The sequence below is a fragment of the Georgenia sp. H159 genome (genome assembly GCF_035607575.1).
Taxonomy (GTDB): domain Bacteria; phylum Actinomycetota; class Actinomycetes; order Actinomycetales; family Actinomycetaceae; genus Oceanitalea.
The window spans coordinates 238,341-251,785 of record NZ_JAYDZY010000004.1; the positions used below are offsets into that span (position 1 = coordinate 238,341).

The 13,445-nt window shown below is 73.1% G+C and carries 6 protein-coding genes and 1 pseudogene; all 7 read left to right on the forward strand.

The genetic code is table 11. The features are described 5' to 3' along the window. The first annotated feature begins 140 nt into the window (after positions 1-140). Complete coding sequence (locus tag VR894_RS07515) at positions 141-1,664, forward strand: ABC transporter permease (protein WP_324650752.1); 1,524 nt, start codon at positions 141-143, stop codon at positions 1,662-1,664. A gap of 55 nt (positions 1,665-1,719) precedes the next feature. Next, complete coding sequence (locus VR894_RS07520) at positions 1,720-2,745, forward strand: ABC transporter permease (protein ID WP_324650753.1); 1,026 nt, start codon at positions 1,720-1,722, stop codon at positions 2,743-2,745. Beyond that, complete coding sequence (locus VR894_RS07525) at positions 2,745-4,508, forward strand: ABC transporter ATP-binding protein (protein ID WP_324650754.1); 1,764 nt, start codon at positions 2,745-2,747, stop codon at positions 4,506-4,508. The genes VR894_RS07520 and VR894_RS07525 overlap by 1 nt, the downstream gene beginning before the upstream one ends. 21 nt (positions 4,509-4,529) lie before the next feature. Next, positions 4,530-7,733, forward strand: coding sequence for an ABC transporter permease (locus tag VR894_RS07530; protein WP_324650755.1), 3,204 nt, complete (start codon positions 4,530-4,532; stop codon positions 7,731-7,733). Next, entirely contained in the window at positions 7,730-10,528 is a 2,799-nt protein-coding gene (locus tag VR894_RS07535) for an ABC transporter permease (protein ID WP_324650756.1), read from the forward strand. Before VR894_RS07530 ends, VR894_RS07535 begins: the two co-directional genes overlap by 4 nt. Positions 10,529-10,619: 91 nt before the next feature. Further along, entirely contained in the window at positions 10,620-12,125 is a 1,506-nt protein-coding gene (putP, locus tag VR894_RS07540) for a sodium/proline symporter PutP (RefSeq protein WP_324650757.1), read from the forward strand. Positions 12,126-12,326: 201 nt separating this feature from the next. Continuing rightward, positions 12,327-13,199 (forward strand): annotated as a pseudogene (locus tag VR894_RS07545) (ABC transporter ATP-binding protein); the annotation flags it as partial. Between the last annotated feature and the right edge of the window lie 246 nt (positions 13,200-13,445).

A 13,445-nucleotide genomic window follows, 5' to 3' on the forward strand; every position in this document is an offset into this window, starting at 1 on the left:
GTGGGGTAGGAGGGGTCCCCTCCTACCCCACCGGCTCGCGTGTACGGTGCCATGTCGTGACCCTCCGCGGCCGGTCCGAGGTCCCACAAGGACAGGACTAGGCTGACCGGGCTCACCTGGAAGACCCGAAGGGCAAGCTCGTGATCAAGTTCATCCTGCGCAGGCTGGGAATATCCTTCCTCGTCCTGCTCGGTGGCTCCCTCCTCATGTTCGTCCTGACCATCAACTCGGGCGACCCGCTGGCGGACCTCCGGGAGTCGAACGCACCCAACCGCGACAACCTCATCGCGCAGCGGATCGCCAACATGCGGCTGGACGACCCGTGGTACGAGCGGTACGGCGCATGGCTCGCCGGCGTCGGCAAGTGCGTGGTCGGCTCGTGCGACCTCGGCCTCAACCGCGCCGGGATCCCGGTCATCGACCTGCTCGGCAGCGCCGCCGCGGCCACCCTGCGCCTCGTCATCCTCTCGACGCTGCTGGCGATCGTCATCGGCATCGGCGTCGGGATCCTCACCGCCATCCGCCAGTACTCGGGCTTCGACTACATCGTCACGTTCTTCGCCTTCATGATGTACTCCCTGCCCATCTTCTGGGCGGCGGTGCTCCTCAAGGAGTACGGCGCCATCCGGTTCAACGACTGGATCGCCGAGCCGCAGATGACGCTGTGGCAGATCGCGCTGATCGCCGCCGGGCTCGCGTTCGTCATCGCGGGCTCTCTCGGAGGTGACGCCCGGCGTCGTCTCCTCACCGGCGGTGGCACCTTCCTCTTCGTCTTCGCCGCGCTGTTCTACTTCGACGCGGTCGACTGGTTCCGCCAGCCCGCGCTCGGCGTCGTCGTCGTCGCGCTCGCGTCGCTCGGCGCGGCCCTCCTCCTCGTCATGCTGAGCTCCGGACTGGGCAACAAGAACGTCCTTTACGCGGCCCTGACCACCGTCGCCGCCGGAGTCGTCGGCTACGTCGTCTTCGGCAACCAGCTCGACGAGCCGACCTGGGGCACGCTCTTCGCGCTCTTCGGTCTCTCGATCGTCGTCGCCGTCGTCAGCGGCGCCCTGTGGGGCGGGTACTCGCGGCGGATGGCGATCTGGGTCTCGGTCGGCGTCGCGACGATGATGAGCCTCGTCGTCGTCGTCGACAAGGCGCTGGCGAGCTGGGCCAGCTACCTCGACTCGGTCCGCAACGGCCGGCCGATCTCGACGATCGGCGCCGAGACCCCGAACTACGACGGCACCTTCTGGCAGGAGTTCCTCGACAAGGGCACCCAGCTGCTCCTGCCGACGATTCTTCTCACCCTGGTCTCGGTGGCGAGCTACAGCCGCTACACCCGGTCCTCCATGCTCGAGGTGCTCGAGCAGGACTACGTGCGCACGGCCCGGTCCAAGGGCCTGTCCGAGCGCGTGGTCATCACCAAGCACGCGTTCCGCAACGCGCTGATCCCGATCACGACGATCGTCGCCTTCGACTTCGCCAACCTCATCGGCGGCGCGCTGCTCACCGAGACGGTCTTCGGCTGGAAGGGCATGGGGGAGCTCTTCCGTACCGGCCTCACCCAGGTCGATCCCGCACCCGTCATGGCCTTCTTCCTCGTCACCGGCACCGCCGCCGTCGTGATGAACATGCTGGCCGACATCGCCTACGCCTTCCTCGACCCGCGGATCCGGCGGTGAGCCCGATGGGAGACACAGGCACCCGTCCCACCCGCCCCGCGACCCAGAGGCAGCGATGAGAAGGTTCAGGAAGAACAACCGGCCGGAGCACCTCGTTCCGCAGCCCGGGCTCCAGGGCGCCGACCCGGGCTCCGTGCAGAACGTCGACAACCTGTCCGTCGAGGAAGACCTTGAGGGTAAGACCGACAAGTCCTACTCCCAGGGGCAGCTCGTCCTCCGGCGCTTTCTCCGCCACCGCGGCGCCATGGTCTCCCTCGGTGTTCTCATCTTCATTACGCTCCTGGCCTACACGTCCATCGGCTGGGGGCCCCTCCCCGGCTGGTGGAAGCACGACTACACGCTTGCCGGCAACGTCGTCGACGGCGGAAGGCCCACGCTGAGCCTGTGGCCACCGCAGATCGGTGACCACCCCTTCGGGCAGGACAACGTCGGCAAGGACTACTTCGCCCTTGTCATGCGCGGGACCCAGCGCTCGCTCGTCATCGCCTTCGTCGTCGGCATCGTCTCGACGCTCATCGGCACGGCGATCGGGGCGGCGGCCGGCTACTTCCGCGGGTGGATCGAGTCGGTGCTCATGCGCCTCACCGACCTCCTCATCGTCATCCCGCTCCTCGTCCTCGCTGCGGTGCTGGGGCAGATGAGCAACTCGATCTGGACCCTGGCGCTCATGCTCGGCATCGTCACGTGGACCGGCCTCGCGCGCCTCGTCCGCGGCGAGGTGCTCTCCCTGCGCGAGCGGGAGTTCGTCGCCGCGGCGCGCGCCGTGGGCACCTCCCCGTGGCGCATCATCGTCAAGCACATCCTGCCCAACACACTCGGCACGATCATCGTGTCGGCGACGCTCGCCATCGCCGGCGCCATCCTGCTCGAGACCTCGCTGTCCTTCCTCGGTTTCGGTGTGAAGGCACCGGACACCTCGCTGGGCCTCCTCATCAGCACCTACCAAGCGTCCTTCACGTCCCGTCCCTGGCTGTTCTGGTGGCCCGGCATCTTTATCCTCGGCATCGCGCTGAGCGTGAACTTCATCGGTGACGGTCTGCGGGACGCCTTCGACCCCCGGCAGAACAGGAACAAGGACTGATGACCACCACCTCCGAGCAGTCCAGCGGGCCGGTCCTCTCCTTCTCCGACCTCGACGTCCGCTTCAAGACCGAGTTCGGCTCCGTCCACGCCGTCAAGGGCATCTCCCTGGCGGTCAACCCCGGGGAGGTCGTCGCGCTGGTCGGCGAGTCCGGCTCGGGCAAGTCGGTCACCTCGATGACGGCGCTCGGCCTGCTGCCGAAGAATGCTCGGACCGCGGGCGGGATCACCGTCGCAGAGCTCGACGTGGACCGGCTGGACGACCGTGGCCTGCGCCGCATGCGGGGCAATGACGTCGCCATGGTCTTCCAGGAGCCGATGACGGCCCTCAACCCGGTGCTCACCATCGGCACCCAGCTCACCGAGGCCCTCGAGCTGCACGGCATCGCCTTCGGCAAGGCCGCTGACGAGCGGGCCGTCGAGCTCCTCCACATGGTCGGCATCCCCGAGCCGGAGCGGCGGCTCAAGCAGTACCCGCACGAGCTGTCCGGTGGCCAGCGCCAGCGGGTGGTCATCGCGATCGCCATCAGCTGTGACCCGAAGGTCATCATCGCCGACGAGCCGACCACGGCACTGGACGTCACCGTCCAGGCCGACATCCTCGACCTGCTGCGCTCCCTCAAGGACAAGCTCGACACCGGCATCCTGCTCATCACCCACAACATGGGCGTCGTGGCGGACATGGCCGACCGCGTCGCGGTGATGTTCAAGGGGAACCTCGTCGAGACCGGCACGGTGGACGAGGTGCTCAACCACCCGCAGCACGCCTACACCAAGCGGTTGCTCGACGCCGTCCCGCACCTCGGACGTGGGCGCAACCAGCTCGGCATCGCCCAGGTGGACGCGCCCACCGTCATCGAGGGCGAGGCGGACGCGCTGCGCATGGAGAACCTCGTCATCGAGTACCAGCGCGCCGGCAAGCCGCCGTTCCGCGCCGTCGACGACGTCTCCTTCTCCGTCAAGCAGGGCGAGGTGGTCGGCCTGGTCGGGGAGTCCGGCTCCGGCAAGTCCACGATCGGCCGCTGCGCGCTCGGACTCATCCCCGCGGCGTCCGGCACCATCCGCCTCTTCGGGGAGGACTTCGACGCGCTCGGGCGCAAGGACGCGAAGGCGCTGCGCAAGCGGATCGGCGTGATCTTCCAGGACCCAGCCGCGTCGCTCAACCCGCGCCTGCCGATCGGCGACATCATCGCCGAGCCGATGGTGGTCCACAAGGTCGGGGACAAGAGGTCCCGCGAGGAGAAGGTCCACGAGCTCCTCGAGGCCGTCGAGCTTCCGCGCAGCGTCTACAACCGCTATCCGCACGAGCTGTCCGGTGGTCAGCGGCAGCGAGTCTCGGTTGCCCGCGCGCTCGTGCTCGAGCCGGAGCTGCTCGTCGCCGACGAGCCGACCTCCGCGCTGGACGTCTCCGTCCAGGCGAGCGTCCTCGCCATGTTCACCGAGCTGCAGCGGCGCTACCGCTTCGCCTGCCTGTTCGTCTCCCACGACCTCGCGGTCGTCGACCTGCTCGCCCACCGTGTGGTCGTCCTCCAGAACGGCAAGATCGTGGAGGAGGGCACCCGCGAGGACGTCCTGCAGAACCCGCAGGAGGAGTACACGCAGCGGCTGCTCGCCGCGGCGCCCGTCCCCGAGCCGGGGGAGCAGCGCCGCCGCCGGGAGGAGCGCCACGCGCTCCTGCAGTCCTTCGGCGACCAGGTCGCCGAGCTGCAGCTCGACGAGGGCACGCTGAGGACGGGTCCGCTGGACGACTCAACGCGCGAGTAACGGCGCACCGGGGACGCGAGGATGAGGGCGCCACGGCTGCTCGTGCGGCGCGCCCGCGCGCAGCTGGGCACGCTCCTCACGCTGCTCGTCCTCGGCGCGACGGTAGCCGCGATCCTCGCCGGGAGCATCGGTTACACCCGCGCGGCCGGGGTCGCCACCGTGCGGTCCACGCTCCTGGAGGCCGCGCCCCGGGAGGCCGGCATCCAGGTGCAGACCCGCCTGGCGGCGGACCCGGAGGCGCAGGACGCTGCGGTCCGCGACACGGTGGCCGACCTGCTCGGCGGGGACGCGCTCACCGTCTCCCGCACCCTGTGGACCGAGCCGGTCGGTGCCGTGGCCGGGGAGGAGGACGTACGCGTCGTCCTCGCCGAGGTGCCCGACGAGACGGCGGACCTCGTCGTCGAGGGTGAGCTCCCGGGTCCGGGTGAGGTGCTCGTCCCGTCCGGTGCCGGGCTGACGACGGGGACCGACGTCGTCGTGGACGGGACCGTCCTGACGGTGTCCGGCCGCTGGCAGGTGACCGACGAGCGGGACTGGTTCTCCGACCCCATGGTGACGGCGGGGGCGGACGGCTCCGCGGTGGGTCCGCTCCTCACCGGCGGCGCAGTGGTCCGCGAGGTCGTCGATGCCCCCTTCGTGCGGTGGACCGTCTACCCCGACCCCGCAGCGCTCACCGTCGGCGACCTGCCGGGCCTCGCCGAGGGGCTCGCGGCGATCGACTTCGCGCTGGGCGACGACGACGCCGTCGCCGTCCGTGGGCTGACGGTCAGCGGGGACCTGGCCGCCACCGTCTCCGCCCTCGAGGAGGCGACGAGCACGGCGGCCGCGGTCGGCCTCGTCCCCGTCGCGCTGCTCGGCGTCATCTCCCTCGTCGCACTCGTGCAGGTCGTGCGGCTGCTCGGGCAGACCCGCGCCCGCGAGACCGAGATCCTCGTCGCCCGCGGCTCGGCCGCCCGCCAGGTGACCGTCTGGACGGCGGCCGAGCTCGCCGTCGTCGCCGTCGCCGGGGCGGCACTGGGAACACTGCTGGCCGTCGTCGTCGTGGGCAGGCTCGACGGTGGTGACGCGCAGCGCCAGATCATGGTCACGACCGGTGCCGTCGTCGCCGTCCTCACCGTCGTCACCGGCACCGTCGTCGCCGGCCTCCACGCACGCGGGGTCGCGCGGCGCATGGTCGCCGACCGCTCCGGGCGTCTCCAGGGTGCCGCGGCCGTCGGCACCGTCGTCGTCACCGCGGCCGCCGCGGTCCTCTCCGCCTGGCAGCTGCTGCGGCACGGGAGCCCGCTCATCACCGCCGACGACGGCGCCACCCAGGCCGACGTCCTCGCCGTCGTCTCGCTCGGGGCGGTCCTCGCCGCGCTGGCCGTGGTGGCCCTCGCCCTGCTCGGGCCCCTCACGAGGTCCGTCGCGCGGGTCCGGGAGCGGGAGCGCGGACTCGTCGGGGTGCTGGCCGCGCGTCAGGTCTCCCGGCGGGTGCGTGCCTACGCCGTGCCGCTCGTGCTCGTCGTGCTTGCCGTCGGGGCCACGACCGTCGCGTCGTCGTTCGCCGGAGCCACCGCCGTGCAGCGCGAGCACGTCGCCGCGCTGGGCACCGGGACCGACGTGCGGGTCGGCGTCCCGGTGGGCGCGACGTCCCGGCAGGCGCTGCCGCAGTCCGTCTCGGCCGCCCCCTACCGGGAGCTGGACGGGGTGGCCGGGGCCGGGAGCGTGCTCCGCGGCAGCGGCACCTTCGGTGAGCTGCCCGTCGCGGTCACCGCGCTGAACAGCCGGCGGGCGGGGGAGGTCGTACGCGCGCCGGACGGGCTCCCCGTCGCCGACGCCGTCGCGGACCTGGCTCCCGCCGAGGTCGGGCTCCCGCTGCCCACGGGTGCGCGGACACTGGAGCTCACCGTCCGGGCCCGTCTCGGCTACACGGCCGACGCGCGGGCGACGGCGCAGGCCCGGGAGGAGGCCCACCGCGACTACCTCGTGTCGCGCGAGAACCTCACCGAGGAGGAGGCCGACGCGGTCCTCGCGGACCTGCGTGCCGACGCCCAGGCGGAGGTCTTCGCGTTCGAGGCCGCGCTGTGGGTCGCCGACACCGACGGTGCACTGAGCATGCTCGGTCTCGACTCGCTGGCGGCCGACCCGGACGGCACCGACGGCGTCGTCGGGCCGGAGGCAACGGAGCACACGCTGGAGGCCGTGCTGCCGCCGGAGGGGGAGTACCGCCTCGTGGCGCTCGACGTCGAGGTCGCCGGCCCGGAGTCCGGCGGCGAGGCGTCCTACGAGGTCGTCACGCTCACGGCCGACGGCCAGGACGTCCCCCTCGACGGCGCGCCGTGGGAGCCGACCGGAGCGCTCGGTGAGCCGGCCGGCCCGGCCGGGGCGCTCGGGCAGCTCGGCCTCGAGGCGGAGGTCAGCGGCGTGACCGCCCCCGAGGTCGCGGCCCGGCTCATGCCCGCAGGAGGTGAGGACGCCGTCCCGGCGGTCATCTCCGCCGAGCTGGCCGCAGCGGCGGACCTCGGCGTGGGTGACCCCGCGACCGTCACGCTCACCGGCGCTGCGCTCGACCTCACGGTCAGCGACGTCGTCGACGCGGTCCCCGGAGGCCTGGAGGAGCACGCCGTCCTGGTCGACCTCGCGACGCTCGGTCGTCACGTGCTCAGCGAGCGGCCGAACCCGCTCCTGCCGGGACAGGTGTGGCTTACGCTCGACGACGGTGCGGAGGCCTCCGTGGTCGCGGCCGCGGCCGCCGAGCTCGGCGGCCCCGCGTCCGAGGTCGAGGTGGCGGGCGAGGGGCTCACCGACCCGGCGGCCTCGGTCCGCCAGACCTTCTGGATCGTCGCGGCCGGGGCGGTGCTGCTCGCGCTCACCGGCGTCGCGGCCGTCAGCCTGGCGCTCGCCCGTGAGCGACGCGGCGAGGTCATGGTGCTGCGTGCCCTCGGGCTGCCGCCGATCGGGCAGACGCGCGCGAGGGTCGCCGAGCTGCTGGGCGTCGGCGTGCTCGGCGCGGCTCTCGGCGTGCTCGCCGGCTGGGGTGCCTCCGCCCTCCTCGTCCCCACCCTCGCCCGCGCCGCCGCGACCCAGCCCTCACCCCTGCCGCTCGGCAGCCCCGTCGACCCGCTGCCCGCGGCCGCCGTGCTCGCCGCCCTGCTCACCGGGCTGCTCGTCGTCGCCGGGGTGGCCGCCGGGCGGGTGCGCGCCCAGGCGCTGGACGCCGAGTACCGGGAGGAGGTGCGGTGAGCGGGATCCTGCGGCTGGCGCGCCGGCAGGCGACGGCCCACCGAGCCGTGCCGGTGGTGCTCGTGCTGCTCGTCCTGCTCGTCGCCGGCGTCGTCACCGCGTGGCCACGGCTGCTGGCCGGGGTCGACGACCGGCAGACGACCCACGAGATCTCCGCTGCCAGCCCGCTGTCCCGCGACGTCGTCGGCGTGCTCCCCAGCGCCGTGCCGCAGCTGCCCCCACCGGAACCGGGCACCACGCCGTTCCCGCCGGAGGTGGAGCAGAACCTCGGCGGCATCCACGCCGCGCTGGAGGACCTGCGCGCCTCCCAGCCGCAGCCCCTGCGCAGCCTGCTCGGTGACCCCGCGTTCTGGTTCCAGAGCCCGGACGCGGAGATCCAGCCCCCGCCCGACCCGGTCATCGGACGCCAGTGGCTCAGGCTGACCGTCGACCCACACCTGCGTGACCACGTCGAGCTCGTCGACGGCCGCTGGCCGGAGGTCCCCACCCCCGTCGACCCGTACGCCGCGCTCACCGATGCCGAGCGCGCCGGGCTGACGCTCGACGAGGAGTCCGCCCTCGTCGACGAGGCCATCGCGGCCAGCGGACCGTTCGAGGTGGTGCTCGCTGCACGCGCTGCCGAGGTGCTGGAGTGGGAGGTCGGCACCGAGCGGCGGTTCGCCGGCCACACCGTGCCCGCGCTCCTCACCGGCGTGTACGAGGTGACCGACCCCGATGCGGACTACTGGGACCACAACCTGTACTCCGTCGAGCCGCACGTCGTCGACGACCTCAACCTCGGGACCTCGGCGACGGCCGCCGCGTACGTGAACCCGGCCTGGGACGGGCGGCTGCCGCCCGGTCTCCCCGCCCACATCGGGGCCCTCCGGACGCAGATGTGGTTCCCGGTCGAGGTCGACGAGCTCACCGCCGACCAGGTCGACGACGCCGCTGCACAGCTCACCCGCTTCACGGCGCCGCAGCCGTTCGGGACGCACGGCGACGACACGTCCGGCGCGCCGGCAGAGGTGCGCTTCGCCAGCGAGCTCGGGCAGGTGCTCGAGCGCGTCCAGCAGCAGCGGGCCATCACCTCGACCGTCCTGTCCATCGTCGCCGCCGGCCCGCTCGGGGTGACGCTCGCGGTGTTCCTCCTCGCGGCGCGACTGCTCGTCGCCCGGCGACGCTCCGCGCTCGCCCTGCTGGCCGCGCGCGGCGGCTCGGGGTGGCAGCTGCGGTCCATGCTGGCGCTCGAGGGGCTGGTCCTGGGCGTGCCTGCCGCCGCGGCGGGCGCGGCGCTCGCCGTGCTGCTCCTGCCGGGGCGGACCGCGGCGGTGGACCTCGTCCTCACCGGGGTCGTCGCCGTCGTCCCCGCCGCGATGCTCGCCGCGAGCACCTCACCGCGCGGCCTGCGCGAGGCGCGCACGGGCCTGGGGGCCGGACGCGGCCGGTGGCGCGGGGTCGCCGAGCTCGTGCTCCTCGGCCTCACCGCCGCTGCCGTCGTGCTCCTGCTCCAGAGGGGGGTCGAGCCGGGGACCGGTGAGACCGACCTGCTGCTCACCGCGGTGCCGCTGCTCCTCGCGGTGGCGACCTGCGTCGTCGTGCTCCGGCTCTACCCGCTGCCGGTGCGGGCAGCCGCGGGTGCGCTGCGTCGGCGGCGCGGCGTGACCGCGTTCCTCGGGTCCGCCCGCGCGGTCCGCGACCCCGCCGGCGGGCTCGTGCCGGCCGTCGCCCTGGTCATCGGCGTCTCGGTCGCGATGTTCTCCACCGTCCTCAGCTCCACGGTCAGCGCCGGGGTGCAGGCCACCGCCTGGCAGTCCGTCGGCGCGGACCTGCGCCTGTCCGGGCCCGCCTTCGACGACGAGCACACCGCGGAGGTCGCGGCCGTGCCGGGGGTGGCCGGTGTGGCGCGCGTCGGTGACGCCGGCACGGTCAGCGTCTCGGGGGAGCGGCTCGCCCTCGCCGCGGTCGACCCGGACGCCGTGCGCGCCGTCCAGGCCGACGGCGTGGGGATCGACCGGCTCCCGGCGGAGCTGTCCTCCGGTGCGGACGGCGCCGTGCCCGCCGTGCTCTCCGCGGTGGCGGTCGACGCCCTCGGCGCCGGTGTGGGTGACACCGTGCGGGCCGCCGTCGGGGACGGCGTGGACCTGCGGGTGGTCGGCACCGTCGACCGGCTCGCCGGTGCCGGCGTCACCGGTGACGTCGTCGTCGACGCCGAGGCCTTCGCCGCCGCCAGCGGACGCACGGTCCGGCCACGCATCCTGCTCATCGACGTCGCCGACGGCGAGGACCCGACGGCGGTCCTCGAGCGCGTCCGCGAGGTCGAGCCGGTCGCGCTCGCCGAGAACCCGGCGGGCGACGCGAGCAACTTCCTCGCCTCCCCGATGGCCGGCGGGATGAACGCGGCCCTGACCGTCGCCGTCGTGCTCAGCATGGTGCTCGTCGTCGTCGCCGTCGTCCTCACCCAGCTCATCGGGGCGCCCGTGCGTGACCGGCTGCTCGCGGTGCTACGCACACTGGGGCTGGACCGGAGGCAGGCTCGCGGGATCGTCGCGTGGGAGCTCGCACCGCTCGCGGTCGTGTCGGTCGCCGCCGGTGGGGTCCTGGGTGTGCTGGTGCCGTGGGTGGTGCTCCGCGGCATGGACGTGCGGGCGCTCACGGGTGGGGAGGAGCAGCCCGGTCTGGTGGTGGACCCGGTCCTCGTCACCGCCGTGCTGGGCGGGGTCGTCGCGGTGGCGGCGCTCGCCGTGCTCGTCTCGACGGTGCTGAGCAGCAGGGCCGACGCCGCCACGCAGCTACGGATGGGCGAGGAGACCTGACCGCGCCGCGCGGGACGCGGTCGCCGCCCGGGGTGCCGGGTGTGCCGCGTGTCACACTGGGGGAGCCGCATCCCCGGCCGAGGAGACACCGATGTCCGACCGCACCTACCAGATTGCCGCCCTGGTCGCCTACTTCGCCGTCATGCTGGCGATCGGCTACTACGCCTACCGGCGCACCGCCGGGCACGAGGACTACATGCTCGCCGGGCGCAAGCTGTCCCCGGGGACCGCGGCGCTGAGCGCCGGCGCCTCGGACATGTCCGGCTGGCTGATGATGGGCCTCCCCGGGGCCATCTACCTCAGCGGGCTCATCGAGGCGTGGATCGCCGTCGGCCTGACGTTCGGGGCGTACCTCAACTGGCGGCTCGTCGCGCCCCGGCTGCGGTCCTACACGGAGGCGGCCAAGAACTCGATCACCATCCCGAGCTTCTTCGAGAACCGCCTGCACGACACCTCGCGGTCGCTGCGCGTCGCCTCCGGCGTCATCGTCCTGGTGTTCTTCACCTTCTACGTCTCGTCGATGATGGTGGCCGGTGGTGTGTTCTTCGAGCTCGCCTTCGACACCTCCTACCTCGTCGGGGTGCTCGTCGTCGCCGGTGTCACGCTCAGCTACACGCTGATCGGAGGGTTCCTCGGTGCCTCCCTCACCGACGTCGTCCAGGGCGTCATGATGATGCTCGCCCTGCTCCTCATCCCGGTGGTTGTGCTCATCGCGATCGGCGGCGTCGGCGAGTCGCTCGACGCGATCCGGGAGGTGGACGCCGCGCGGCTCTCACCGCTCGCGGGCGCGGGACTCAGCGGCGCCTCCGTGGTCGGCGTGGTCTCCGCGCTGGCGTGGGGCCTGGGCTACTTCGGACAGCCCCACATCATCGTGCGGTTCATGGCGATGCGGAACGCCCTGGCCGCCGGGAAGGCCCGCCGGATCGGGATCAGCTGGATGGTCATCTCGCTCGTGGGGGCGGTGGTGAGCGGCCTGCTCGGCATCGCCTACTTCCACCGCAGCGGGACGGACCTGGCCGACGCCGAGCAGGTCGTGCTCGCGCTGTCCCAGGCGCTGCTCCACCCGCTCATCGTGGGGATCATCTTCGCCGCCGTGCTCGCCGCGATCATGAGCACCGTGTCGAGCCAGCTCATCGTCTGCTCCTCGGCCTTCGTCGAGGACCTCTACCGGATCGTCCGCAAGGACGCCTCGCCCCGCCAGCTGGTCGTCCTCGGCCGGGTGGCCGTGCTGCTGGTGGCGGTCATCGCCACGGTCCTGGCGGTCGATCCGCAGGACACCATCCTCGGTCTGGTCGCCTTCGCGTGGGCCGGGTTCGGCGCGTCCTTCGGCCCCGCCATCCTGCTCAGCCTGTTCTGGCGCCGGCTCACCAACTGGGGCGCGCTGGCCGGGATGGTCACCGGTGCGGTGACGGTGTTCCTGTGGAGCAACGCCGGGCCGGAGATCTTCGGGGCGGAGCTGTACGAGATCGTGCCCGGCTTCCTCCTCAACCTCCTCGTCGCCGTCGTGGTCAGCCGACTGACGTTCCGGGACAACGCGGAGCTGACCCGTGAGTTCGACCTCGCCGTGCACGGGGCGACGCGGCAGAAGACGGCGTAGGCCCGTCCGTGCCTCCCGGTCCGTCCGGCGCACGGTGCCCGCGCTGACCCGCGGTCGCCACATTCGGGCCGCGGACCGGTCCGCGCGCGCCGTCCGCGATGAGACGATGGCGGCGGCAACTGCCGAGCCGGCCCGTGCGACCCGGCGGGCGGCCGCGCCCGGCCGACAGCCTCCGGGCCCGGAGACACTGATGAGGCGCGTATGACGACGACAACCGAGCCGGACATCCTGTGCCACGGCCTGGTGCGGATCTTCTCCACCGAGGGTGTGGAGGTCCAGGCCCTGCAGGGACTGGACCTGCGGGTCGAGCGAGGTGACGTCGTCGCCATCGTCGGCGCGTCGGGCTCCGGGAAATCGACGCTGCTGACCATCCTGTCCGGGCTCGACAAGCCGACGGGCGGGAGCGCCGTCGTCGCCGGCACGGACATCGGGACCCTCGGTCGCGCCGACCGCGTCCGGTACCAACGGCACACCGTCGGCTTCGTGTGGCAGCAGACCTCCCGCAACCTGCTGCCGTACCTCACGGCCGCGGAGAACATCGCCGTGCCCCTGGTGCTCTCCGGCGCGGCGGCGAGGACGGAGCGGGTCGAGGAGCTGCTCGAGTTGCTGGGGATCGAGCACTGCCGCGACCGCAGGCCGGCGCAGCTGAGCGGTGGCGAGCAGCAACGCACCGCGATCGCCGTGGCGCTCGCGAACTCACCCCGGGTGCTGCTCGCCGACGAGCCCACCGGCGAGCTCGACGACGAGACGAGCGCCGAGGTCCTGGAGGCGCTGCGCGGCGCCTCCGAGCGGCTCGGCGTCACCGTCCTCATCGTCACGCACGACCCGACCGTGTCCGAGCACGTCCGGCGCACCGTGCAGATCCGTGACGGGCGGACCTCCACCGAGGTACTCCGCCGTACCGAGCGTGACGACTCCGGCGCGGAGCTGCACGTCGCCGAGGAGTTCGCGGTGCTGGACAGGACCGGACGACTGCAGCTGCCGGAGGACTTCGTCACCGCGCTTGACCTGCGCGAGCGCGTGCGGCTCGCCCTGGAGACCGACCACGTCGGCGTGTGGCCCGACGGGGTGCGCGGGCCGGACGGGGGCTCCGGTTCTGGTGGTGATGCGACGGCGGGCGCGGGCTCCGGGCCGGGCGGTGACGCGACGGCGGGCGCGGGCTCTGCGGCACCTGCCGTGACCGGCGCGGCGGCCGGAGCCGGCGGCGCAGTTCCCACCGCGACGGGAGCCGACGGCGCGGGAGCCACCGCGACGGGAGCCGACGGCGCGGGAGCCACCGCGACGGGAGCCGACGGCGCGGGAGCCACCGCGACGGGAGCC

Bases quoted from the DNA above. Each gene is read 5' to 3' on its own strand.
- VR894_RS07525 (WP_324650754.1), top strand. From the start codon at position 2,745: ATGACCACCACCTCCGAGCAGTCCAGCGGGCCGGTCCTCTCCTTCTCC.
- VR894_RS07520 (WP_324650753.1), top strand. From the start codon at position 1,720: ATGAGAAGGTTCAGGAAGAACAACCGGCCGGAGCACCTCGTTCCGCAG.
- putP (WP_324650757.1), top strand. From the start codon at position 10,620: ATGTCCGACCGCACCTACCAGATTGCCGCCCTGGTCGCCTACTTCGCC.
- VR894_RS07530 (WP_324650755.1), top strand. From the start codon at position 4,530: ATGAGGGCGCCACGGCTGCTCGTGCGGCGCGCCCGCGCGCAGCTGGGC.